Below are 24,399 nucleotides of genomic sequence, written 5' to 3' on the forward strand. Positions count from 1 at the left end.
AATTTCCGGCACTTTCGCCCGTTCCTGAATTAATAATAGTAAGTAACCTCTACCATTACACGGGAACCGTAAAATTTCCGGTAGTTGGCTTCCCATTCGTTGGCAGATCCGGCGTTACAGCCCGACTCAGCGCCTGCGCACCAGGTACGCCCGAACGAAATGTAATAGCTGCCGCCAACGATATCTTTTGTTTCCGGGTACGTACTGTAGGTGGTAGGGGGCACACCACCGGCATTCCAAGTGTAAATCCATTGATTGTCGCTGTAATTCACGGTGCCGGTAAAGTTGTAGAACCGGGTGCTGTACTTCTTCGCATCCTTATCCACTGGGAACACCGCTACTGGGTGGAGGTAACAGTTGCCGGGCGCCCAGCAACCGCGGAGGTACGTCATCGGCACATGAATGATCCGCTTTTTTCATCATTGTTGATTTTAACGGAGCCCGTTACTTCGTCGAACAAACGGTAGTCGGCCTCGTCTTTTCTTTTCGAGTAGATGCGTGCGGTAATGGTTTCGGTAGCTTCTTTGGTAGCTTCGTCCGTACAGGTATATGTGATTGCATTATCATCGTAACTGGTGACGGTGGTGGTGTTTCCCGCATCTTTGGCGCCCAATACGCCATGTTTTCCCGGCGTATTCCACACGATTTTATAATCGATGTCCGGGTTCTGTTTAATGTCAGCGATGCCATCCATTCTTTCAAGGTAAACTTTAACTTTGTTATAGGCATTCTCTTTACCACTCAGGGTAACGCCGTTCGGCAGCATCTTATAGCGGTACTTGCTGACGTTTATCTTCGCGGTATCGCGGCCAATGATCGTATTGCCCATCCTGGCGGTAACGTAAATGTATTCCCAGTTATCGCCGTCGCCCAGGTCGCTGGTTTTAGCATTGCAGTTGTAGAATACATCTTTGTCGGCGCTCTCAAACTTGTTGCTTTGATTCCCTTTCGTGTCTTTCAGGTAACCATATTTACCGGTAGTGCTCCACTCGAAGTAGGGATGGGTATCGCCGCCGGTTTCTTCCAGGTTTTTGATTTCGGCGGTAATTTTCTGCTGTGCCAGCGGGATGATTTTGGCTTCGCGTGGCAGCAGTTGCACTTTGCTGCTGCGCGCCTTCACTTCCCATTCTTCCAGCTGATGCGAGCTCGTGACGCCATGCGCAATGCGGATGAAATCAATACCCAACATGGCCGCATTGACGGCCTTTAAAATGACAAGTCCTTTTTCGGCGGCATTCACATAGTTGATAAAAGGGGCTGTTGGCTCTTTGCCAATGGCCTTTAATACCAGGGCGGTACCCACGGCGCCGGCAGCTTCCACGAGCGTCTGCGCCTGCTTATCTACTGCATTGGTCGCAATGGCCATCATCGAACTGCGCAAGGCCTGTACGTATTCACCCTTTTTACCTGTTCATAGGCATCCGGTACGACCTTCAGGAATACGTCGGTGGCGTCTATAAATTTATCCACGGGCCCATTACCGATGTCTATTCCTACTTTGCCCAATTCTTTACGCCAGCCGGCAGTTTCCATGATCAGCGGGAACATGAAGTCGATCGCGAAGGTTTCAATTTCAAGTCGGGTTTGTTTGGCTATTTCGGCATTGGTGGTGGGTTGTTTGCTGAATGGCACACCAGGGCCCACTACGCGCACTTTCCAGGTTACCTCGCTTTCCGAATCGCTGAGGTCAAGTACCACAGGGCCGCTTTTCACTGAAAAGATTTCGTCGGCCTTATTATCCGGTTGTATCATCGTGCCAATCTGCCCGGTGATGGAGGTATTAGCGGAGGCCGGGTCTATCGCCAGATCTTTATCTGCTTTGGTGCCACTGTTGATATCGCTGATGATCACCTGTTCCTGGCCATTCTCCAGTTTGCGCTTCATTTTGTAAAGAAAAGCGTGTGCGCGCCGGCGGTAGTTATTCCGGAATGTGAGTGCGCCCAGGTTTTCCTGGAATAGCTGGATGCCACTCAGAAAATCTCCCTGGTCTACCACGATATCGGAGGTACGCAGGTTGCCTATATCGAGTGTTTTACCTTTTCCCGCCATAGATTCCATGGTTTTACGAAGTGGAGCGGTAAAGGCGCCTTTGGCGAGTACCTGCGGATCGTTCTTCCACAGACTGGTAAACTCATCGGCCCAGGCTGTCGCCTGGGGCAGTTCGTATATCCGGTTAATAAAAATGTTCGTCATTGTATCGGGCCGGTAATGAATGCCGCACGCGAAATACAATAATACTTTGGCGGTGGTGGCGGGGGAGAGACTGGTAGTGCTGTCCGTAATAAATCCAGCCAGTATCAGCTGGTTGTTTTTATCGATCATGTAAGCAATATGCGGCGCGTCGTCGAAATCCTGGGCCATGGTGGCGCCGCTTTTGCTGACCGGGTAGCTGCTGCCGAACGACAGCAACTGCGAGCCGGTGAAATCAAAGGAAGCGCCCGCGGGCAGGGTTACTTGCACAGCCACGCTGCCCGCAAGGGGCTTTGGGTCTTCGCCGGGGCCCTTGGTTTTGCGGCAGGCATTGCCAGCCAGCACCAGGAGACATACAATCAGCAGATAGGGGATGTTTCGTTTCATTGTCGGGAGTTTGCGTGTTCTTTTCCCCTATATCGGAAGCAACAGCAAAAGGTCATCAAATCTTTACAGGATTTTTTTCCGGGAGACGGGCGCTATAAAATGTAAATGCTTTTTCTAGCTTTAAGTACTGATACGAAAAGACATGATACCCGTGCGCCTCCACCATGAGAAAGTTTTATTGGCTAAAATAGCTAAGGGGGACCGCCGTGCATTCAAGGAAATCTACGATCATTATTACCCGCGCGTATATCACTTTGCCTTCCGCCTGTTGCAGTCCCGCACGATTGCCCAGGAAGTACTGCAGGAAACGATGCTGAAGCTCTGGCAGCTGGGTGATCAGTTACTTCAGATAGATAATCTGGACGCCTATCTGCATAAGATCGTACGGCACCATGCCATTGACCTGCTCCGGAGAAGTGAACTTTCGGCCCGCGTACAGGCGGAGATCAGTTATACTTTCAACGATACCCATAACGATACGGAGGAACGCGTTATCCTGAACGAAACCCGTAAGATTCTTGAAGAAGGCATCCGCCAGTTACCCCGGCAGCAACACCTGGTGTACCAGCTTTGCCAGCAACAGGGCCTCAAATACGAGGAAGTGGCCGCCCGCCTCAACATTTCCCATGGCACCGTGCAAACGCATATGAAACTGGCCCTTAAATCCCTGCGTCGTTATATGCAGCAGCACACGGACATCGCCGTTTTGCTGGTCATCTGGCAATTAATCTGAATTTTTTTAAATCCCATTACCTCGACTTGTCCGCTGGTTCGTCTGTACTATCAGGCAGCTAATGTAAGCTGGCTGATTGCTAACCAGACCTAATGGACAAAAACAGACTTAGTTACTTATTTCAGCAATACCAGCGTCGTTCGCAGAGCCCGGCGGAGCGGGAAGAATGGCTTGCTGCCTTGTCGGACCCCGCACTGGACGCACTGTTGCACGAAGTAACGGGCGAGGAGTGGGGCAAAAGCAGTCACGACGAGCTTCCACCGGCCGATGCCGCCGCGGTGTACCGGCAGGTGGTGAGTCAGCCACAGCCCGGCAGGGTACGACGTTTATGGCCCAGGATCGCGGTAGCGGCCTCCATTCTTGTTTGTATTGCGGTGGGCGGCTACCTGTACCGGGAACAAGGTGCAAAAGCCCCCGCAGTTACCCGGCCGCTCGTGCAGGATGTAGCTCCCGGCGCCAACCGCGCCACGCTCACCCTGGCCAACGGGCAAAAGATCATATTGTCCGACGACCTCAACGGCGAAATCGCCAAACAAGCCGGGGTGCAGATCAACAAATCAAAAAACGGGGTGCTGACTTACACCGTGGAGGAAAACAACGACCAGCCGGCTAACTCCGTCAATACCCTGTCGACCGCCAGGGGGAAACTTATAAAATTATCCTGCCGGATAAAACCGAAGTATGGCTGAATGCCGCATCTTCCTTAACGTACCCGGCCCGCTTTACCGGCGCCGACCGCGTGGTAACGCTTACCGGCGAGGGCTATTTTGAAGTAGCGAAGGACCGGCAGCACCCGTTTAAAGTAAATACCGCGAAACAGCAGGTGACCGTACTCGGCACCCATTTCAATATCAACGCCTATCCGGATGAGCAGGCCACCCGCACTACGTTGCTGGAAGGGAGCGTGAAAGTGAGCGCCGGCAGCAACAGTTCCATCATCAAACCCGGAGAACAGTCGACCCTGCGGAACGGGAAGATCGGCATTCAGGACGTAGACCTGGACCAGGCCACCGCCTGGAAGGACGATAAGTTCGTGTTCGACGGCGATAACATTCAATACATTATGCGGATGGTGGAACGAACGCTGGTATAACGTGGAAGTAGTGTATGAAGGCGCGGTATCGGATGAAAAGTTTTATGGGGGCATCTCCCGTTATGAAAACGTTTCAGAAGTACTTAAAGCATTAGCATCAACCAACAGCATCGGTTTCAGGATCGAAGGCAAAACTATATATGTTCAACCAAAAGGATCAACTAACAAAATGAAGTAAACCGTAAAAATCCACCGTTATGGCAGTAGAAAAAGTTCCATGTTAAGCAGTAGCGAATGAGCTTAGAAAAGAAGCCAGAAGTGCGGAAACACTCCTGGCTATCGTCCGGCTCATATCGGCAGTAATCACTTATACCACGTTAATCGCAGGTCCGCCTTTGCTTCGACACGGGGGCGGCTGCTACAAACCAGACAAAACAAATGTATAGAATTTCTACCAAGGAACTCGGCATACCCGTGCCGATACGTCCCTATTTTGCAAAATTCTTGTTGATGATGCGTCTCATTACTTTTTTAATGTTAGCCACGCTGATGCAGGTGAGTGCAACATCCATTGCACAAAAAGTAAGCCTCAATGCCAGTAATGCTTCCCTGAAGGCGGTGTTGAAAGACATCGGTAAACAGTGCGGCTATAATTTTGTGATCACGGAGTCCAGTTTGAAAGAATCGAAACTGGTAACCGTACGCCTGAAGAACGTGGACCTGAAAGCCGCATTGGACGAGATATTCCGTTCGCAGGTGCTGACTTACAGCATCGATAAAACCACCATCGTCGTTAAAGAAAAGGAAATTACCACACCGCCGGACATACTGGCAGCAGTGCCGTTGCTGATCAATGAAGTGCGTGGCCGGGTGACCGATGATGGCGGCACGCCGCTGCCGGGCGTAAGCGTTAAGATCAAAGGTACCACCATTGGCACGCAAACCAACGACAGGGGGAGTTTACGCTGAATGCAGACCGTGGCGCCACACTGGTGCTGTCGTACATCGGTTTCGAATCAAAAGAAGTCATTATTGCCGGCAATAATCTGAACGTGGTGCTGGCAGGGAAACAAAGCGCCATCGATATGGTGGTGGTAAACGGGTACACCTCGCAGCGTCGTTCAGATGTAACGGCCGCCATCAGCAGTGTATCCGGCCGCGACCTGTTAAAATCACCGGTAACCAACGTGACCAACTCGCTGGCCGGGCTCGTACCGGGGCTGGTAGTACAACAAACCACGGGCCGTCCGGGGCTGAATACCGCTGCATTGTATATCCGCGGTCAGGTATCGTCCAACGCCACAGCGCTGATCATCGTGGATGGCGTGGAACGTACCACGTTCGGCGACATCGATCCAAATGAAATAGAAAGTATCAACATATTGAAAGACGCGTCTTCTACCGCCCTGTATGGGCTAAAAGGCGCGAACGGCGTATTTGTGATCTCCACCAAAAAAGGAAAGGAGGGACCGGCCCGCGTTACGTTTTCCAGCAACTTTGGCCGGTTAAGCGCCACGAAGCGGCCGGAGATCCTTTCCGCCTACGAAAGCGCCATGCTGCTCACCGAAGGACAGATGAACACCGGTGAACCGCGGACTTTTACCGATGAAGACCTGGCCATGTTTAAATCCGGTACCGGCGATAAACTGTTGTATCCTAATGTAAACTGGTACGATGAACTGGTGAAGGACCATTGGTGGCAGAACCAGCAGAACCTGACGGTGTCGGGCGGTACGCAGAACATCAAGTACTTCACATCTTTTGGACACCAGTTTGAAAACGGGAACTTCAAAGAATTTAAAACACCGCTGGATTATTCCACCACGCCGAGTTACCAGCGTTACAACTTCCGCGCGCGGGTGAGTATGGATATTACGAACTCCACCAACTTTGAAGTGAACCTCGCGGGCCGTAACGAACACCGGTATTCGCCTACCGGTTTTACGGAATACAACGACCCTGCCGGCGCGGTAAGCAATGGGATAGAAGGTGTGGTCGGCCGTGCGCTGAAGATACCGGCCTGGGGACAGCCCTTCTTTAAAGAGTACATCAATTCCAGCGACCCTGCGATCATTGGCCTGGACGGCACTTACAACCACATTGTGAATTACAACCTTACCGGTATCAACTCCGTGAACCCTTACGCGCTGCTAACGTACGGCGGGTATGCGTTTACAGATAACAATGTGGCGGAATCGGTATTTACACTCAGTCAGAAGCTGGATGTTATTACTAAAGGACTGTCGGTGAAAGCGCAGTTCGGGTATGATGCCACGCAAATGTCCGGTAAGCTGCAACGGGGCAGTATTGGGTATTTTGACCTCAACAGGACCACCAAAGAACTGACGCCAGTGGCAGGTTCCTACAACGACTTTTTCGGGGCACCGGCTTATACCCGCAGTGGTTATACCAAAACGAACCTGCAGGTGTTCATTAACTATGCCCGCTCGTTCGATAAACACAACATCAGCGCCAACCTGATCGGTCAGCGGGAACTGCGTGGCGCCACGGCAGCAGAGGCGCCGTTTGCGAACCAGGGGTTATTTCACAGCTCACTTACAATTATGGCGGCCGTTATTTTTTAACGGCAAGTGCCACGTATAACGGGTCCGAGAACTATGCGAAAGGCTACCGTTACGGCTTTTTCCCATCGGCCTCGCTGGGTTACAACCTGGCAAACGAATCGTTCATGAAACAATATGAATGGATCAATATGCTGAAAGTGCGCGGTTCTGTGGGCAGGGTAGGGCTGCCGAGTCCGGGTACGGGAAGGTTTTATTACCAGAATAAATTTGGCGCAGGCTCGAACGTGGTATTTGGTAACCCGAACAGTAACTTCAGTGCGCCCACTTATATCCAGACGCAATACGGCAACCCTTACGTGACTTTTGAAGAATCACTGAAGAAAAACATCGGGCTGGATGTATTATTGTTCCACGACAAGCTGAGTATTACCGCAGACATCTTTAACGATACGCGTTCGAATATCCTTACTACCCGCTCTGCCAGCAGCTTCGCGACTTATGGCGCTACGGTGCCGAGCACCAACTACGGCATGAACTATAACCAGGGATATGAGTTGTCGGTGATGTACCGCGACCAGGTAAAAGATTTCACTTATTCAGTTACGGGTAACCTGAGCTTCGCGCGCAATGAACGGCGGATACTGGATGAGGCGCCCGGGTTGGCCAGTAACCTGAAAGCGACCGGCACGCGCCTTGGCACCTACTTCGGCTACCATGTGCTGGGCTTCTACGCCGATCAGAACGATATTGATAAAAGTCCGGTGAATAAGGTAACATCGTTCACTTCCATTCCCGGTGATTTCAAATACCAGGACATAAATGGCGATGGCATTATCAATAACCAGGACGTGATGCCGATCGGGCATCCCAACATCCCGGAATACAATGCAAGCCTGAACCTGCAGGCCGGTTACAAAGGCTTCCAGCTGTCAGTGTTGTTTAATGGTGTAACGAATGTAAGCTCTAACGTGATTTTCCAGAGCGCCACACTGGGACAATATTATGGGCCGATGTTAGACAGATGGACGCCCGATAATCCGAACCCGTCGAGGCCGGCAAGCCGCCCGGGTTTGGTGGCGAATCCCAATGAAAGCCTGAACGACTTTATGCTGCAGGACGCTTCTTACATTAAACTGCGTAATGTGCAGCTGAGTTATTCATTACCGCGGCAAGTGTTGAACAGGTTGCGGTTAAACGGACTTACCATACTGGTAAGCGGCCAGAATTTAATCACCTGGACGAAGTTCTATGGACTTGATCCGGAGAATACGATGACGGGCAACGCCTACGCGCCGGCCACTACGACGATTCCGACGACCAAAGTGCTCAACTTCGGCTTAAACCTTTCTTTATAACCAACGATCACCAGTCATGAACAAATTCATATACCTGCTTAGTTTGGTTATTACGATAACCGCCGTTTCCTGCCAGAAAGACTTTTTACAACGTGATGTGGGCATCCAGACCGACCTGGACCAGGTGTTTAAAGATCCTTTGCAGGCATCTCGTTTTGGCGATTTTACTTATACTTTTTCTATCAATGATTATGGCCGCCTGAGCGGTTATAAAGGCATGACCTCCCAGTTTACGGATGAATCTATCGCCAACAACGCACAGACCGAAGTGGCAACAATGAACTCGGGGCAGTGGCTGGATGGTGGCGCATCGGACGTGACGGGTATTTATACACAGATGTACCGCGGTATCCGCAATGCAAACCTCATGTTAAAGATGATGGAGAAAACGCCCCGGACGCCGGAGTACAATGTGAACTATATCAAAGGAGAGCAGCTATACCTGCGTGCATATTTTTATTTTGAATTGTTACGCCGCTTTGGAGGAGTAGTAATACTGACGGAGGCGCAGGATTTTACAGCGGCCTCCGAAGACCTGCCGCGTAATACTTACGATGAAACGCTGACGCAGATATTGACGGATGTGGACCAGGCAATTTCCCTGTTACCGCTCACGAATGCCGACTGGCCTAATCCGGCTGCCCAGGCCAACAGGGCTACGGGTGCCGCTGGTATGGCGTTAAAAGCAAGGGTATTGATGTTCGATGCCAGTCCGCTTAACAACACCGCCGGCGATGCCGCCAAATGGCAGAAAGCTGCCGCAGCCTCCAAAGCGATCATCGACCTGGGAAAATATTCACTGGAGGCTAACTACGCGAATGTGCTGACGATCGCCAACTCCAATGAATACATCCGCATCTGGCCCCGGGGCGGCAGAGGGTTTATAGGAACTTACCTGAGCGACTTCCTCATCCCCACCAGCATGGGCGGTGCGCAATCGAACCTGTCGCCGGTGCAGAACCACGTAGACCTGTACGAGATGAAGAACGGTAAACCTATAACCGATCCTACCTCCGGTTACGATCCACAGAATCCTTACCTCAACCGCGATCCTCGCTTTTATGTAAACATCCTGTACAACAATGTGACCTGGCAGGGCCGTGCTATAGAAACCTGGCAAACGGAGCCGAATGCACAGGGGGTGATCACTTACGGCCGCGACCATGGCACGGCGGTGAGCGTAACAAAAACCAGTTACTACCTCAAACGCTTGTGGCCCGAGGCTTCAAGGTCGGGCTCTACCGCCAACGCCCTGTTGAACTACGTGTTTTATCGTTATGCGGAAGTGTTGCTCAACTATGCGGAAGCGACGAATGAAGCGACAGGCCCTAACGAAGAAGTATACAAATCTGTTAATGCCGTGCGGAAAAGAGCCGGTATGCCCGATTTACCCGAAGGGTTGTCGAAAGACGACATGCGGGCGCGTATATGGAACGAACGTGCGGTTGAATTTGCCTTTGAAGATATGCGCTGGTGGGATATTCTCCGCTGGAAAAAAGGCGCCGCGTATGTAGCCAAGCCGATGACAGGAATGAGGGTGATCAAAAACACCAATGGCACTTTTTCCTACACGGTAGTAGAACTGCCGGCGTTCCAGAAGGTATTTAATGAACACATGTACCTGTACCCGATACCACGGGCGGAAATGAACAAAACCTCGGGCGCATTGAAGCAGAACCCGGGATGGGAGTAAACAGGTTGTACACATTCAATTAATCAGCATCAACATGACAAAATATATAAAATTTCCGGGCCTGACGGGCGCACTGGTTGCCTTGTTTAGTCTGGCAACATATGCGCAGCAAAACACTGCCCCTGAAGATACGGCCACACAACAGCGCACCACGTATGGCGATGAAGAGGTATTTATTCCTTTTGCCACCCGTACCCGTGCGGAACTTAATTATGCGGTGAGCGCCCTGCGGTACGACCAATTATCTAAAATTCCCACGAGTAATATGTCTGGCTTGTTGATAGGCCGGTTAAGCGGGTTATGGGTAAACTGGACCGGCAACCTGCCCGGCGGCGGCAACCTCACGCACATGGTAAGGGGCCGTTCTTCTTACGCCGGCGGTAATACGCCGATGGTACTGGTAGATGGCGTGGTACGGGACTTTGAGGATATGGACATCAACGAAATTGAAAGCGTATCAGTATTAAAAGATGCGGGCGCACTGAACTGGTACGGCCTTAGCAGCGGAAACGGCGCTATATTGGTGACCACCAAACACGGCAAAGCCAATACACGCCAGATTACCGTAGATGCGCAGGGTGGCTTCCAGGTAGCAGCCAATCTGATCAGGCCACTCAATTCCTACGACTTTGCGACCCTTTACAACCAGGCGCTGACCAATGTTGGTCAGGCCCCCGCGTACAACGCCACGGCACTGGAGGCGTATAAAAATCATACGAACCTTTACCTGTACCCCGACAATAACTACCAGGAGCGTTTCCTGAACAAATCGGCCCCGACGCAGCGTTACGCGCTGTCGTTCAGCGGCGGCAGCCAGCGCATACGCTACTTCACCACGCTCAGTTACTTTAACCAGCAGGGCCTGTTCAAACACACGAAGAACGATAACTACGATTCCAACTATGGTTACAAGCGGTTTAACTTCCGTATTAACCTGGACTACGATGTGAGTGAGTCGCTGAGCGTTACATTGCTATCAGGCCTGCGGAGCGAGATCCGTAATGACGTGGGGGATGTAGCCTCATCGGTGCTGAACAACATCTCCAACCTGCCACCCAATGCGTTCCCGATATTGAACGAAGATGGCAGTTATGGCGGCACATCCATCTACCAGAATAATCCGCTGGGGCAGCTGCAGTCTACCGGCTATTCCCGCACCACCACCAACGTACTGCTGGCCAGTATTATGGCGAAGCAAAAACTGCACTTCATCACCCCGGTTTATCTGCCAATATCTTTTTCTCTTACGATGGATATGGCAACTATGGAGATGGTTTAACGCAGAATTATGCGGTAGTGAACAAGACGGTAACACCTGCGCAAACGTACCGTACACCCGCTGCTATCGCATACCGCACCGCGGCGTTCCAGACGAATACCAAGAACAATGAGTTGTGGATGGGATTTGATTATGAGCGCACGTTTACCGGCCGTCATAAGTTGGTCGCTTCCGCACGCGTGCAACAGTACATCAGTGCCGCGGTCGACCGCTTAGATTACCGGGAACGGATGCTGGTGGGCCGGGCTGACTATAGCTACAAGGAACGGTACATGCTCGGTTTTACCGGCAGTTACAACGGTTCGGAGAACTATGCCCCGGGACGCCGTTTCGGTTTTTTTTCCGGCGGTGTCGGGCGGGTGGCTCGCTTCTGACGAAAACTTCCTGAAGCAGTCCAAAACCATTGACTATTTAAAAGTGCGCGGCTCCATCGGCCGCTCCGGTAATATCGGGCCCACTTACGACGCCAATGGCAACGTGGTGCGCCTGCCGTATCGCACACAGTTTACCAGGGGCGCGGGGCCATTGCTGGGTTCTTCCTTCTCCACTTCCACCACGGCGTACCTCGTGAACCCCGCGGGCAACCCGGTAACTACCTGGGAAAAGATCGACCGCGTGAACGTGGGAGCGGATATCGTGTTATTTAAAAACACCCTTACACTTTCTGCCGATTACTTCGATGAAACGCGTAAAGACATCCTCGGTTCTCCCAATTTGCCAGGTATCCCGGGCATGGCGATCGCGCAGGTAAACTCAGGTAAGGTAAACAGCAAGGGGGCTGATTTCAGTGGCATGTATGACCGGCAGTTCGGGGATGTAAATATTGCCCTGAACGGTAATTTCACGTATGCTAAAAACACCGTGCTGGCGCGTACGGTAACAAACGGGCTGGATGGCCAGTCGCAGGTGGGCCGCTACGTAAACAGTGGCCACTATTATATCGCGGAAGGCATTTTCCAGAGCCAGGCAGAGATAGCTGCCAGTCCGAAACAAACCCTTTCCGGCCTGGTGGTGCCGGGTGATATCAAGTATAAAGATGTCAACAATGATAAGGTGATCGATGCGAAGGATGATGTAGCGACAGATTATACAGACATTCCAAAAATGTATTACGGCTTTGGCCTCACGGTGCGGTACAAACAGTTCGACCTGAGCACGCAGTTTCAGGGAGTGGAAGGCCGCACGATCAACCTTAACGGGCAATTGCATGCAGGGCCCAATGGTTTTAATCAGCTGATGCTGGATAGCTGGACGCCCGCTACCGCCGCCACCGCGAAGTATCCGCGTGTTGGGTTAACCGATAATGGCAACAATACCGCTAACTCTACGTTCTGGCTGCGTTCGGGCGACTTCCTGAAAATGCGCACCGCCGAATTCGGGTATTCCACACCGGAGCGTTTTAACCAGCGGTATCGCTTTAAAGGCGCCCGCTTTTTCATCAGTGGTTATAACCTGTTCACGATCTCGAAGATCAATGACCGGGCATCGATCCCGAAACGCCAAACGCAGGCAGGGGGTCGAGTTTCCCGTATGTAAAAACCTATTCGGCAGGTATTAACGTTAAAATCTAATCTACATGAACAGCAACGCTTTGAAAATATATAGTGCATTACTCCTGCTGATGATTTGCGGCGGATGTAAAAAGATTTCTTCGCACCTGAGTACAGTGAGGGGCCGATCTCCGAAAGCGCTATCTGGACAACAGACCGGCGCGTGCGGGAGTACCTGAATAATGGATATACCTACCTGTTATCAAGATACAACGTAGATAACGGCGGGGCACTGCTGGCAAGTGGGAGCGACGAGGCAGTGAACTCGAACCTCAACAGCAATGTAAACTATTTCAATAATGGCACCTGGAGCAGCCTGAAAACTTTTGATGAACAATATACGAACCTGTATACCGGTTTGTGGGTGGTAAATACCTTCCTGCAGAAGTCGCCTACTGCAGTGGTATATCCTGCCAGCGACCTGGCGGGATTAAGGGGAGAAGCGTTTTTCATGCGGGCGATGATGCACTTTGAGTTGTTCAAAAGATATGGCGGCATTGTACTCGCCACGAAACCGTTTACAGCGGGCGATGATTTAAATCTGCCACGCAATTCGGTAGATGAAGTCGTGAAACACATCGTTACCGATTGTGACTCCGCCATTGCCCAGATAGGCCCGGCCTGGACGAGAGACTGGGACGCCGCCAACTGGGGCCGTGCCACCAAAGCCGCGGGTATGGCCTTAAAAGCCAAGGTGCTGCTGTACTATGCTAGTCCCTTATATAATACCGCTAATGATTTAGTAAGATGGCAGGATGCCGCTGATGCTGCGAAAGCACTGATAGACCTCAATAAACATGGCTTGCTTTCCAAAGCAGATTTTCCGTCGCTCTGGGACTACACGGCTACTGCGACTACGTATAACAAAGAGGTGATATTTGCTACCTCTGCGAGCAACATTAACACGATTGAGTCCAATAATGCGCCCATTGGTTTTACCGGCGGGTTGGGCAGAACAAATCCCACGCAGGAGCTGGTAGATGCATTCGAGATGGCGAACGGCCTGCCGATTACCGATCCTGCTTCGGGGTATAATGCCCAGAACCCTTATGCTGGACGCGATCCCAGGCTTAACCAGTTTGTTATATATAATGGCGCTACGTTTAAAACGGGCAGCCTGACCCGTGCCGTGGAAACTTTTGATGGCGGGCTGGATAACGTACTAACGAACGTCAACAGTACGAAGTCGGGCTATTACCTGCGCAAATTCCTCAGCAGCAATGCTACCTACAACGTGACGAGCATCACGAACGTGCGGAGACCCTGGGTATTGTTCCGTTATGCCGATATACTGCTGGTAAGGGCGGAGGCATTGAACGAGGCGGTCGGCCCGGATGCGGAAGTGTACGATGCGGTGAATGCAGTGCGTAACCGTTCCGGCATGCCTTCCCTGCCCGCAGGTTTGTCGAAAGACGAAATGCGCGCCCGCATCAAAAACGAAAGACGCGTGGAGTTGTGTTTCGAAGAGCAGCGTTTCTTTGACGTAAGGCGCTGGAAGGAGGGGGAAACTTACTTCAACAGGGCGGTACACGGGATGAAGATCACGAAATCCGGTACCACGCTCACTTACACGCCATTTGTGATCGAAACAAGGTTATTTGCTGCGAAGAATTATTTTTATCCTTTCCAGCAGAGCGAAATCAATAAAGCGAAAAACTGTCCCAGAACCCTGGGTATGAATAGCATTATCCTATCACCCGGTGGCAGCGATGCTGCCGGGTTTCAAAAATCAAACATGTCTGTACATTTCAGATCGGCAGTTGCAGGATTGCTTTTGTTAGTCAGCATCCACGTTACCGCACAAAAACGGATAAGTTCATGGGGAGATCGTGAACTATGACGAAACCACGGTTCCCGCTTATGTACTGCCCTCATTATTAAAAAACGTTAAAACATCCGCCGCCTGGGAAAGGCAGCGCCGACCGGAGCTCATTGAACTGTTCTCGGAAAACGTGTATGGCCGTACCCCGCGTACGTTCGACAGCATCCGGTACCAGGTAACGAACGATGTGCCGGATGCGATGGAAGGGCGTGCGCATCTCAAAGAGGTGACAGTAACGGTATGGAATAAAGGAAAGTCGGTAAGCATTCCCGTGGTTTTGTTCACGCCGAACAAACGGAAAGGCCCTGCACCGGCGTTCTTGCTGATCAACAACCGCCTCAAAAGAAATACCGATCCTACCCGCACGATCAAAAGCGAATTCTGGCCCGCGGAAATGGCGATCGACAGCGGCTATGCGATTGCTGCATTTAACGTGAACGATGCTGCACCGGATAAAAAGGACGCTTATCAGCACGGCGTGCTCGACCAGTTATTTCCTGAAGCGCTGGACCAGCCGGATGGTATGAAAGCCATTGGCGCTTGGGCCTGGGCAGCCAGCCGGATAATGGATTACTTTAAAACCAATCCCGATATCGACTTTAAAAAGGTGGCCGTTGTAGGACACTCCCGTGGTGGCAAAACAGCGCTGTGGGCGGGCGCGCAGGATACCCGTTTCGCGATGGTGGTGAGCAGTTGCTCCGGCAGTTCCGGCGCCTCGCTGGCCCGCCGCAAGTATGGCGAAACGGTGAGCCTGATCAATAAACAGTTTGGTTATTGGTTCAATGATAACTATAAAAAATACATGAACAATGTAGAAGCGTTGCCGGTAGATCAGCACATGCTCATCGCGCTGATCGCGCCGCGCCCGGTGTACACCACCAATGCGGTGGAAGACAGGTGGGCAGACCCCCGCGGTTCTTACTTGTCGCTGGTAAATGCGTTGCCCGCCTACCAGTTGTATGATAAAAAGCTCACTATCCCCGCGGCGTTTCCGGCGGTGAACAACCCGGTAATGCAGGGGCCGATCGGGTATCATTTCCGGGAGGGGAAACACGATCTGAACTTGTATGATTGGGGACAGGTGATAAAGTTTGCGGGAGATAGGTTTGGGAGGATGTAGCGGTAAATTGAGGAGGAACACCGGGGGCTCCGCATCGGTCTTCATAACAGTAATTAGGGGCTGACCAAAAAGTAAAATGAAGGCTTTAGTAATCGCATAAACGATAACAGGTCTCCGTCAGGTACCCGGATAAATTAGGGCTGACCATTACTTTTTGGTCAGCCCCTTAAGAATTTTTTTTTACTACAAAACGTACGGGAACGTACTCGCATACACCGTTACCGGGTTCATGGTGTAAGCATCGCTGGTCGTTATGTTCCGGATATACACGTATGAGCCAAAACTGCCATTAGCCCAGAAGTTGGGACCAGGTGTAGAGATGGGCACACCTTTAAACATTAAGCCGACTTCAGCCCAATCAAAGGTCGTATACCATCGGTAACGAGTAAGGGTGAAGCTCTGGTTTTCGGCAGGTACTTCTCCTACCGTTTCGTAGAAATCGTTACCGCGGGGAGGACAGGATTCGTACATGTAGAGATAGTACTTGCTGCCACTTGGCGGTTGAGGGTAGGTGGAATTGAACGTCCAGTGTACGCGCACTTCTGTTTTAGCGAGATCCGAGTAAACCTCGTAGCTGAAGCTGGCCGGTCCGGGAGGCGGGTTGCTCCCGTTGTTGGGCGCTCCGGTGTAAGTGTAGCTGGCGCCGGCTGTACCAAGGGGCGGTACACTCACAGATACATTAATCACGTCACCCACCACGAGGTTGTCTCCCACGTATACATCCGGGTAAATTACGTTGCCGGCGTAGTAAAGCGGGATGTTACCGTTTTTCGTGACAGTGATGGAGTACGGACCTCCAGACGTAATGGTAAGGATGTGGATCATTTGCGAATTTGGCGAGTAGTCGATGTGTATGGAAGCAACATTCGCGAGCTTCTCCGTCATCTTTTCGGTTTTCTTTGGCGGTATCACTGTGTCTTGTTTGGTACAGGATAACAAAAGGGCGAGGCACATTGCCCCCAGCCATAGTTGGGTTCTTTTCATTTACTAAGCGGGTTACGGGTTAAAAAAGACAAGTTATAGCTCAGTCCGTAAAAAGTGATTTTAAAATGATGAACGGCACAGGCATGTTTTTGGCTGTTGCGGTTATAAAAAACTACATGGGCATCGATAAAGTAATCGGCATCGCCGCCAGCGTGGCCACGGGTATTTCACTACTTCCCCAACTCATCAAACTGCTGCGGGAGCGGAAAGCGGAGAATTTGTCGCTGGGCATGATGGCGGTATTATTGTCCGGGCTCATTCTATGGGTTATTTACGGCATCTACCAGGAAGACTATATCATCGTTACGTCCAATAGCGTTTCCCTCGTACTCAATGTATGTATTATTGTCCTCAGCCTGAAATACCGGCAGGGCAAGGAACTTCCCTCCAGGTAACTGGTTACCCATTGGAAAGGCATGGTGTTCCAGCACATCTTCTTCACTAGTTTTGTATGGTTAAAAGTGACAGATGATTTTCAGATGTATCAGCAGTTTATTGCTTGCTGCCGCCTTCCTTGGCTGTCAGGGACAAACAAAAACGTCAACAATGGAACAAGATAGTGCAAAAGTGAATCCTTTATTATGTGATCCCGAAACAGGGATCTGTGAAATTCCGACTACCGGCGAAAGTGCTGCTGTGCAACGGGTCGTGTCCAATAACAAGCCGGTGCAGATCGTTTACTTTACCGACCCGATATGTTCTTCCTGCTGGGGCATTGAGCCGCAATTAAGAAGATTGAAACTTGAGTATGGTGGGGATGTTGAAATAAACTACCACATGGGTGGCTTGTTGCCTGACTGGAGTTATAACAGCGGCGGTATCAGCAAGCCGTCTGACGTGGCTCATCACTGGGACGAAGTAAGTCAATACTATAAAATGCCGATTGACGGCGATGTATGGCTCAGCGATCCGCTGCCCTCTTCCTATCCGCCCTCTATCGCGTTTAAGGCGGCGCAGTTGCAGGATAAAAGCAAAGCGATCGGCTTTTTACGGGTACTCCGCGAAATGGTGTTTCTGCAAAAGAAAAATATCACGAAGTGGGAGCATATGGAGCAGGCGGGACTTCGGGCGGGGCTGGATACAAAGCAGTTGAAAGCAGATTATGAGGGAAGGGCAAAAGACTTATTTAACGAAGATCTTGCGCTGGGCAGAAAGCTGGGGGTAAGAGGATTTCCCACCATTTTTATCAGCAATGCGGCAGGCGAAAGTGAGATGGTCTACGGCTTCAAGCCCTATACAAACTTCGAGGCCGCCATTAAGAAAGTATATGCAGGCGCCGCTAAAACGGAGTACGCCAAAGATTGGAAAAATCTGTTTAACACGTATCCTACGCTGACGTTGCGGGAGTTTGCCGAGTTGAGCGAAACGTCCTTTACGCAGGCGGAACAGCTCCTGACGAACCTTGTGAACGAGCAGCACACGGAGATGACCAGTACCAAAAACGGTGCGATCTGGTCAAAACGATAGTGTGTCTTAATAGTGTGAATATACTTTGCCGCGGGATGTTTATCCCGCGGTTATTTATTTAGGAGAGAAGAGCGATAGGAGATACCCCACTTCGCAATTTCGTCGATAATCGGGCTGAGGGTTTTACCATACTCGGTAATGGCATATTCTACCGTAATGGGTTTGGTATTGCAAACGGTACGGTTTACCAGTTGGTTTACCTCCATGTCCTGCAGCTCTTTCGACAGCATTTTAGGCGCAATTCCTTCCACTTCCCGGAGCAGGTCCATAAAACGCATACTGCCGCCCTGCATCAGGGTACCAAGGATGTGGAACTTCCACTTGCCGGACAGGATTTCCATGGTGTCTTTAATTGCCTGTATCCTGTTTTTACAGATGTTGGTGTTGTTTACTACGGATTGCTTTTTCATGGTCATCATTTAAATACCCGTCATCATCTGTTTCTCCGGGTCCCAGACCTTCAGCCTGAAACAGGCGCGGATATCTTTAATACGCAGGGAGGTTGTAGTCGCCGTCTGCAATTCCGGTATCTCGTTAAAAGCGTCCGGTAAACGATAGAACGGAATACGCGCATTGAGGTGGTGAATGTGGTGCAGCCCGATATTGCCGGTAAACCAAGCCATCAGTGGATTCATCAACATATGGCTGGAAGATAATAAAGCAGCTTTATCGTAACACCAGTTTTCTTTCGTGTTAAAGACTACACCCGGGAAGTTATGCTGCGCGTAAAACAGGTACGAGCCCAAAGCGCAGGCGATCATTACGGGAACGAGCATGAACAGCACCCAGGCCATCCAGCCGCCGTAAACGACCAGTAAAGCGGATATAGCGATGTGAAGTGTCAAAGATATCAATGCATCCCAATGCCGGCGTGGGCTTGCAAGCAATGCGTTTACACACATGCCGATGAGGAACATAAAAAGGTAGCCGAACAGGATGGTGAGCGGATGCCTGGTAAACAGGTACATTCTGCGTTCGCCGGGCGTCATCGCTTTAAATCCTTTGTCGGTAGCCACGGGATATGAGCCAATACTGGCGCTGAACAGTTTTGAGTTATGTTGATGGTGATAATCGTGCGAACGTTTCCAGATACTCGGTGGTGTGAGCAGGTAAATACCAAATGCGGTCATGATTACCTCGGCGAGTTTGCTGTTTTTAAGAATGGTATGGTGCTGATAGTCATGATAAATCACGAACATGCGCACCAGCAGCAGCCCTGCTAATACACTGCAAGCAATCTGCAACGGCAGGTAAGGCAGCAGAATGGTGCCGGAAAGTGCAGCAATAACCAGGAATAACGTAGAGAGTGTATACCACCAGCTACGCCCGCGCTGCTCGTGCGCGTACTCCTTGGTGGCCAGAATGAGTTGTTTTCCTTGTAACATTGCGGTGATTTAGGCTTGTGCTGTTTTAATGGTTCGTTTATGTTTCCATCTGCGGTGCGACCATAGCCAGGTAGCTGGCTGGCGCACAATGTCAGCTTCAAGCCGCGCGGTATGGATGCTGGTGATATGTCCTGCTGGTTCGGTGGCAGGTGATTCTACCAGAATTTCTGCGTCTACGGTGTAATATCCTCTTTTTCACGAATAACGGATACATAGACAACCTGGTAGTTCATTTTAGCAGCAATGCGCTCAGTGCCGGTAAACACGGCTGTGTCCTGGTGTAAAAAGTTCACCCATTGAGCGTTGTCCGGGTGAGGGGACTGGTCAGCGATCAGCGCTGTAGCGTTTATTTCTCCCCGCAGTTTCACCATTTCGCGGAAAGTTTCTTTCATCGGGATCAGTTTGGTGCCGAAACGCGTACGCATACGGTACATCAGTCCGTCAAATTCTTTATTACGAAGCGGATGGTATACCACGTACAATTGTTGCGGACATAAAATGCTGAATGTATTGCCCGCCCACTCCCAGTTGCCCTTATGACCCATAACGAGCACTACGCTTTTACCTTCGGCATGCAGCTGATTAAACAAGGCCACGGCAGATGGTGTTAGCGCGCAATGACGAAGCATGGCAGCTTTGCTAATGGTAAGCGTTTTGAAAGTTTCGAGGAACAGGTCGCAGAAATAGCGGTAAAAGTCACGGCGGATGGCAGCCAGTTCTTTTTCCGATTTGTCGGGGAACGAGTTCGCAAGATTTTGCGCGACCACGTTTTTCCTGTAACCGACTACGTAGTAAAGCAAGCAGAAAAAGAAATCTGAAAGCAGGTAGAGCAAAGGAAAAGGAAGAATGCTAATAAAGTAAACAACTGGTAATAGCAGGTAATAAAAAATTCGACTCAAAAGCGTTAGTTGTAAGGTGGCATAAAAATGAACATTCCTCTTTAGAACGCCCGACTCTGCGTGATATTGGGGCAAGATATCACAATATTTTGTTAAATGAAAGGCTTTGTTTATAATTATCTTGCTGAAAATTAATGCCGTTGGCGGGATTACTTTGCCAGTGCGGGGTTGGGGGAGATTGATAGGATTACATTTTTTGATGTGGCAGTCTTTGGTCGCGTACGCTTCGGCGCAATCTACAACGTACAAAAAGCGGCATTCACATGCCGCCTTTTGTAATTATTTCTTGCCAGGTACCGCCTGTGCCGTCGTTGTCGGCCCTTCCACCACGAGCTTACCATCTTTCTGAATTTTCATCCGGTCGATAAACACAACGCGCTCATCGCCGGTAGAGAGCGTACGCGCATGGTACACGCAAAACATTTCTTTGCCATTCGGAGAATAGGTAACGCTGTTGTGCCCAGTGCCGGTCACTACGCCGCCCTGTTCGGTGTTTTTCTGCAATACCGGGTTATTAGATGCTTTTGTAAACGGGCCCAGCGGGTTTTCGATGTCGCATATCCTACGGCGTAGTTCTTACCGCCGAAGTAGTTAGCGGAGTACATCATATAGTAAGTATCGGCTTTTTTGAAGATAACAGAGCCTTCCGTCCACCTGCGGTTCACTTCTTTCGAGGTCACCGAGCGGCTTTCCCATTCGGCCTGTTTATCATCCATTTTTACCGGGGACGCAGCAGCAGCACCGGTTCGCCAATCACGCCGCTGAAGTCGGGTTTCAACTCCACACCGTATACCCAGCTTTCTTCAATCACGTCGTACCATCCCTGTTTCTTCGCCCAGGCTGCTACCTCGCTTTTCACCGGGTGTTTGTAGCAGCAACGGGAGTAATACAGGAACAGTTTACCGCTCTTGTCGAACAGTACATTTGCGTCGATCACGGGGTAACCGGGGTCGAACACCGGTTTTTTATGCAGGTCTGTGAACGGACCGGTGGGTTTGTCGGACACCGCCACGCCAATGCGGAAGTTCTCGACATCTTTGCCGGGATTGTTTTTCCACTGCGCGCTATAGAACATGTAATACTTGCCTTTGTATTCGTATACCTCGGGCGCCCAGTACGCGCCGTTCCAGGCGGCGGTAGAGTCGCTCCAGCCGTTTTTGTTGGCGGCGTAGAACACCTGTCCTTCGGACTTCCAGTTCACCATGTCAGGGGAGGAGTAAGCCGAAAAGCCGTTTTTGGCGCCGGCGCCCGTGCCGTACATGTAGTATTTGCCTTTGGTTTGTAGTACATACGGGTCGCCGAATGCGACTTTCAGCGGGTTCTGATAAGTTTGGGCGAATCCTGAGTAGTCGAGGGCCAGCGTAAGCAGCAGTGTTCCGGCTAAAGTCTTAATTGTTCTTGTCATGGTGGAATATTGTAAGTTGACAAATATAACAGCCACACCTTACATATGAAAGCGGTTTTTCACAAGTGGTCAGGCGATACTTAACAGCTTCTGTTTTTAAATCCGCTGAATTATGTTAATTTTTGCAAACATTTGATTAAATCTCGCGAGAGTATCCTGCCTGCCTGCGAATATCTTTGTCAATATCAGATTATAATATAACATCAGCGTGAATAAGAAGACATTTTTTTGTATTGATGCGCATACCTGCGGCAACCCGGTAAGACTGGTAGCGGGTGGCGGACCTGTGCTGGAAGGCGCCAACATGAGTGAAAAAAGAGGGCATTTCCTCAAGGAATACGACTGGATCCGCAAAGGACTAATGTTTGAGCCGCGTGGCCACGACATGATGAGCGGCAGTATTTTGTATGCGCCCCACGACCCGGCCAACGACGTGGCGGTGTTATTTATCGAAACCTCCGGCTGCCTGCCCATGTGCGGTCACGGGACCATCGGCACCATCACCATTGCTGTCGAAGAAGGGCTGATCACACCGAAAGTACCGGGCATCATCCGCATGGAGGCGCCTGCGGGACTTGTAAATATTGAGTACATCCGGGAAGGCCGCAAGGTAAAAAGCGTAAAACTGACCAACGTAGCGTCTTATCTCGCCGCTGAAAACCTGGAAGTAGCGTGCCCCGATCTCGGTTTGCTGAAAGTCGACGTGTCGTATGGCGGCAATTTTTACGCTATTGTAGACGTACAGGAAAACTTCCCGGGACTGGAGCATTACACTTCTTCCCAGCTGGTATCCTGGGCGCGTGAGTTACGCAAACGTATCAACGAGAAATATACTTTCGTACATCCGGACAATCCCACGATCAACGGCTGCTCGCATGTACTGTGGACGGGCAAAACCATTGATCCCGCGGCTACGGCGCGGAATGCGGTGTTTTATGGCGATAAAGCCATTGACCGTTCGCCCTGCGGCACCGGTACTTCCGCCCGTATGGCGCAGTGGTACGCCAAAGGCAAGCTGAAAAAAGGCGATGAGTTTGTGCATGAAAGCATCATCGGCTCCAAGTTTATCGGCCGTATCGAAGAAGAAACGACCGTTGGCGGCAAACCTGCTATCCGTCCGAGTATCGAAGGATGGGCGCGCGTTTACGGGTATAATACGATTTCCATCGACCCGGAAGATGATCCGTTTGCCTATGGATTCACCGTAATTTAACCACACTTAAGTTTATCAATCAAATCATATTTACACAAATGAGCAGCACCCAGGGAAAACAGGTGATCATTGTTGGCGGCGGCATTATCGGATTAAGCAGCGCGTTTTATTTACAGGAAGCGGGCTTTAATGTTACCGTCGTAGATAAATCGGATATGTTAAATGGCTGCTCGTATGGTAATGCCGGCTATCTCTGTCCCAGCCACTTCGTTCCGCTGGCGGCGCCGGGCATTGTAGCACAGGGTTTTAAGTGGATGTGGAATGCTAAAAGTCCTTTTTATGTACAACCCCGTTTGGACAAGGACCTCATCAGCTGGGGGCTGCAGTTCATGAAAAGTGCTAACGCCGCACACGTAAAGCGCTCGGCACTGCCCCTGCGCGATATCGCCCTGCTGAGCAAGAAGTTGTACGAAGAATGGGCTGCCATCCCCGGCCTCGACTTCGCTTACGAGCCAAAAGGGATGCTGGAGTTCTTTAAAGATGAAGCCAGCGCACATCATGCGGAACACAGCGTAAAAGAATCCCGCGCACTGGGCCTGGACGCACGCCTCATCGGCCGCGAGGAGGTGCAGCAGATGGAGCCGAATGCTAAACTCGATATCCGGGCGCAGTATACTTCGCCTGCGATGCGCAGCTTTACCCCAATAAGTTGATGAGCAGCCTGATCGCATACCTTGGCGCCAAAGGCGTACAGTTCCGTTCCAACACGGCCATCACCGGTTTTGCCACCAGCAACGACCGCATTACCGGCGTAACAACGTCAACGGGTATACTGGAGGCCGACGAAATTGTATTGGCTACCGGCGTATGGAGCGGCCAGCTTGCCCGGCAGTTATCGTTAAAGATTCCGATGGTGGGCGGACGTGGTTACTCCGTTACGTACGAAAATTCTCCTTATAAATTGCATCATTCCATCATCCTGAGCGAAGCCCGCGTGGCCATTTCACCGATGGATGGCAACAAGCTGCGATTCGGCGGCACCATGGAAATTACCGGTATCGATGCGCCGCCGCGTATGAAGCGTGTGCAGGGCATCCCGGAGTCGGTTGCGCGGTACCTGCCGGAAATTAACCTGGCCATGCCGCCGGAAAAAGACATCTGGTACGGTTACCGTCCCTGCAGTGCAGATGGTTTGCCGCATATCGGCAGGACCAGCAAATGGAAAAACCTGACCGTTGCTACCGGGCATTCCATGTTAGGTATCAGCCTGGGCGCCGCCACCGGCAAGCTGGTACAGGAAGTGATACAGGGGAAAGCTACTACCATGGATATTCAACCATTTACCGTAGAGCGCTTCTAGGCGCTCCAGTATCAACCACAAGTCTCCTCTTATGATCCGCAACAAAAGCTTTTAAAAAT

General features: G+C 50.9%; 26 protein-coding genes and 1 pseudogene. 17 read left to right on the forward strand and 10 right to left on the reverse strand.

The features are described from left to right. Nucleotides 1–29 precede the first annotated feature (29 nt). From MKQ70_RS06805 to MKQ70_RS06815, 3 genes are read right to left on the reverse strand one after another with little or no spacing between them, the layout of a single operon-like run. Nucleotides 30–392: a hypothetical protein gene (locus MKQ70_RS06805; RefSeq protein WP_248069434.1), complete on the reverse strand. Its 363-nt coding sequence runs from the start codon at nucleotides 390–392 to the stop codon at nucleotides 30–32. Further along, on the reverse strand, nucleotides 389–1,381 hold the full coding sequence (locus MKQ70_RS06810; protein ID WP_248069436.1) for a hypothetical protein: 993 nt from the start codon (nucleotides 1,379–1,381) through the stop codon (nucleotides 389–391). The genes MKQ70_RS06805 and MKQ70_RS06810 overlap by 4 nt, the downstream gene beginning before the upstream one ends. After that, nucleotides 1,366–2,577 (reverse strand): hypothetical protein, encoded by a 1,212-nt coding sequence (locus MKQ70_RS06815; RefSeq protein ID WP_248069438.1) that lies wholly within the window; start codon nucleotides 2,575–2,577, stop codon nucleotides 1,366–1,368. Before MKQ70_RS06815 ends, MKQ70_RS06810 begins: the two co-directional genes overlap by 16 nt. A 151-nt stretch (nucleotides 2,578–2,728) precedes the next feature. On the opposite strand from MKQ70_RS06815, the gene MKQ70_RS06820 reads away from it, so the two are divergent. The 13 genes from MKQ70_RS06820 to MKQ70_RS41025 all read left to right on the forward strand — a co-directional run bounded on the left by MKQ70_RS06820 (nucleotide 2,729) and on the right by MKQ70_RS41025 (nucleotide 15,687). Continuing rightward, entirely contained in the window at nucleotides 2,729–3,310 is a 582-nt protein-coding gene (locus MKQ70_RS06820) for an RNA polymerase sigma factor (RefSeq protein WP_248069440.1), read from the forward strand. Nucleotides 3,311–3,402: 92 nt separating this feature from the next. Next, complete coding sequence (locus MKQ70_RS06825; RefSeq protein WP_248069442.1) at nucleotides 3,403–3,999, forward strand: hypothetical protein; 597 nt, start codon at nucleotides 3,403–3,405, stop codon at nucleotides 3,997–3,999. After that, on the forward strand, nucleotides 3,996–4,403 hold the full coding sequence (locus MKQ70_RS06830; protein ID WP_248081114.1) for a FecR family protein: 408 nt from the start codon (nucleotides 3,996–3,998) through the stop codon (nucleotides 4,401–4,403). The genes MKQ70_RS06825 and MKQ70_RS06830 overlap by 4 nt, the downstream gene beginning before the upstream one ends. Nucleotides 4,404–4,413: 10 nt before the next feature. Then, complete coding sequence (locus MKQ70_RS42050) at nucleotides 4,414–4,581, forward strand: DUF4974 domain-containing protein (protein ID WP_372490095.1); 168 nt, start codon at nucleotides 4,414–4,416, stop codon at nucleotides 4,579–4,581. 272 nt (nucleotides 4,582–4,853) lie between these two features. Next, the gene (locus tag MKQ70_RS06835; protein ID WP_248069444.1) at nucleotides 4,854–5,312 is read left to right on the forward strand and encodes an STN and carboxypeptidase regulatory-like domain-containing protein; all 459 of its coding nucleotides are present in this window, start codon (nucleotides 4,854–4,856) and stop codon (nucleotides 5,310–5,312) included. A 23-nt stretch (nucleotides 5,313–5,335) separates the two neighbouring features. Next, a complete protein-coding gene (locus MKQ70_RS37870) occupies nucleotides 5,336–6,928 on the forward strand; it encodes a TonB-dependent receptor plug domain-containing protein (protein WP_308198956.1) in 1,593 nt (530 codons plus the stop codon). Next, the gene (locus tag MKQ70_RS37875) at nucleotides 6,886–8,223 is read left to right on the forward strand and encodes a SusC/RagA family TonB-linked outer membrane protein (RefSeq protein WP_308199425.1); all 1,338 of its coding nucleotides are present in this window, start codon (nucleotides 6,886–6,888) and stop codon (nucleotides 8,221–8,223) included. Before MKQ70_RS37870 ends, MKQ70_RS37875 begins: the two co-directional genes overlap by 43 nt. Nucleotides 8,224–8,239: 16 nt before the next feature. Continuing rightward, the gene (locus MKQ70_RS06845) at nucleotides 8,240–9,916 is read left to right on the forward strand and encodes a RagB/SusD family nutrient uptake outer membrane protein (protein ID WP_248069446.1); all 1,677 of its coding nucleotides are present in this window, start codon (nucleotides 8,240–8,242) and stop codon (nucleotides 9,914–9,916) included. Between the two features lie 34 nt (nucleotides 9,917–9,950). Continuing rightward, the gene (locus MKQ70_RS06850) at nucleotides 9,951–11,195 is read left to right on the forward strand and encodes a TonB-dependent receptor plug domain-containing protein (RefSeq protein WP_248069447.1); all 1,245 of its coding nucleotides are present in this window, start codon (nucleotides 9,951–9,953) and stop codon (nucleotides 11,193–11,195) included. Between the two features lie 17 nt (nucleotides 11,196–11,212). Further along, nucleotides 11,213–11,569 carry a hypothetical protein gene (locus tag MKQ70_RS06855; protein WP_248069448.1) on the forward strand — a complete coding sequence of 119 codons (357 nt, stop codon included), beginning with the start codon at nucleotides 11,213–11,215 and terminating at the stop codon, nucleotides 11,567–11,569. Continuing rightward, nucleotides 11,544–12,731, forward strand: coding sequence for a SusC/RagA family TonB-linked outer membrane protein (locus MKQ70_RS06860; protein ID WP_248069449.1), 1,188 nt, complete (start codon nucleotides 11,544–11,546; stop codon nucleotides 12,729–12,731). Before MKQ70_RS06855 ends, MKQ70_RS06860 begins: the two co-directional genes overlap by 26 nt. 177 nt (nucleotides 12,732–12,908) lie before the next feature. Continuing rightward, nucleotides 12,909–14,585 carry a RagB/SusD family nutrient uptake outer membrane protein gene (locus MKQ70_RS06865; protein WP_248069450.1) on the forward strand — a complete coding sequence of 559 codons (1,677 nt, stop codon included), beginning with the start codon at nucleotides 12,909–12,911 and terminating at the stop codon, nucleotides 14,583–14,585. Beyond that, nucleotides 14,575–15,687 carry a glucuronyl esterase domain-containing protein gene (locus tag MKQ70_RS41025; RefSeq protein ID WP_248069451.1) on the forward strand — a complete coding sequence of 371 codons (1,113 nt, stop codon included), beginning with the start codon at nucleotides 14,575–14,577 and terminating at the stop codon, nucleotides 15,685–15,687. Before MKQ70_RS06865 ends, MKQ70_RS41025 begins: the two co-directional genes overlap by 11 nt. 183 nt (nucleotides 15,688–15,870) lie before the next feature. Here the strand turns inward: MKQ70_RS41025 and MKQ70_RS06875 are convergent, their stop codons facing one another. After that, nucleotides 15,871–16,572, reverse strand: a complete 702-nt coding sequence (locus MKQ70_RS06875; RefSeq protein ID WP_248069452.1) for a hypothetical protein — start codon at nucleotides 16,570–16,572, stop codon at nucleotides 15,871–15,873. Between the two features lie 164 nt (nucleotides 16,573–16,736). Between MKQ70_RS06875 and MKQ70_RS06880 the strand changes: the two genes are divergently transcribed. Together MKQ70_RS06880 and MKQ70_RS06885 are read left to right on the forward strand one after the other, a co-directional pair. Continuing rightward, nucleotides 16,737–17,066, forward strand: coding sequence for a SemiSWEET family sugar transporter (locus tag MKQ70_RS06880; RefSeq protein ID WP_248069454.1), 330 nt, complete (start codon nucleotides 16,737–16,739; stop codon nucleotides 17,064–17,066). A gap of 151 nt (nucleotides 17,067–17,217) precedes the next feature. Further along, nucleotides 17,218–18,138, forward strand: a complete 921-nt coding sequence (locus tag MKQ70_RS06885; protein WP_248069457.1) for a ClpXP adapter SpxH family protein — start codon at nucleotides 17,218–17,220, stop codon at nucleotides 18,136–18,138. 50 nt (nucleotides 18,139–18,188) lie between these two features. Here MKQ70_RS06885 and MKQ70_RS06890 read toward each other — a convergent pair whose 3' ends face one another. From MKQ70_RS06890 to MKQ70_RS06915, 6 genes are all read right to left on the reverse strand, one after another. Beyond that, the gene (locus tag MKQ70_RS06890) at nucleotides 18,189–18,548 is read right to left on the reverse strand and encodes a winged helix-turn-helix transcriptional regulator (RefSeq protein WP_248069459.1); all 360 of its coding nucleotides are present in this window, start codon (nucleotides 18,546–18,548) and stop codon (nucleotides 18,189–18,191) included. A gap of 9 nt (nucleotides 18,549–18,557) precedes the next feature. After that, on the reverse strand, nucleotides 18,558–19,523 hold the full coding sequence (locus tag MKQ70_RS06895) for a fatty acid desaturase family protein (RefSeq protein ID WP_248069461.1): 966 nt from the start codon (nucleotides 19,521–19,523) through the stop codon (nucleotides 18,558–18,560). A 173-nt stretch (nucleotides 19,524–19,696) separates the two neighbouring features. Continuing rightward, a complete protein-coding gene (locus tag MKQ70_RS06900; protein WP_308198957.1) occupies nucleotides 19,697–20,671 on the reverse strand; it encodes a lysophospholipid acyltransferase family protein in 975 nt (324 codons plus the stop codon). 30 nt (nucleotides 20,672–20,701) lie between these two features. Then, nucleotides 20,702–20,926, reverse strand: coding sequence for a hypothetical protein (locus MKQ70_RS06905; protein WP_248069465.1), 225 nt, complete (start codon nucleotides 20,924–20,926; stop codon nucleotides 20,702–20,704). Next, nucleotides 20,896–21,138: a hypothetical protein gene (locus MKQ70_RS06910; RefSeq protein WP_248069467.1), complete on the reverse strand. Its 243-nt coding sequence runs from the start codon at nucleotides 21,136–21,138 to the stop codon at nucleotides 20,896–20,898. The genes MKQ70_RS06905 and MKQ70_RS06910 overlap by 31 nt, the downstream gene beginning before the upstream one ends. Nucleotides 21,139–21,140: 2 nt before the next feature. Beyond that, complete coding sequence (locus MKQ70_RS06915) at nucleotides 21,141–21,827, reverse strand: family 43 glycosylhydrolase (RefSeq protein WP_248069469.1); 687 nt, start codon at nucleotides 21,825–21,827, stop codon at nucleotides 21,141–21,143. A gap of 208 nt (nucleotides 21,828–22,035) precedes the next feature. On the opposite strand from MKQ70_RS06915, the gene MKQ70_RS06920 reads away from it, so the two are divergent. Both MKQ70_RS06920 and MKQ70_RS06925 read left to right on the forward strand, forming a co-directional pair. After that, nucleotides 22,036–23,040 carry a 4-hydroxyproline epimerase gene (locus MKQ70_RS06920; RefSeq protein WP_248069471.1) on the forward strand — a complete coding sequence of 335 codons (1,005 nt, stop codon included), beginning with the start codon at nucleotides 22,036–22,038 and terminating at the stop codon, nucleotides 23,038–23,040. 38 nt (nucleotides 23,041–23,078) lie between these two features. Beyond that, nucleotides 23,079–24,340 (forward strand): annotated as a pseudogene (locus MKQ70_RS06925) (NAD(P)/FAD-dependent oxidoreductase). Nucleotides 24,341–24,399: the final 59 nt, after the last annotated feature.

It is taken from the genome of Chitinophaga sedimenti, assembly GCF_023156195.1.
Lineage (GTDB): Bacteria > Bacteroidota > Bacteroidia > Chitinophagales > Chitinophagaceae > Chitinophaga > Chitinophaga sedimenti.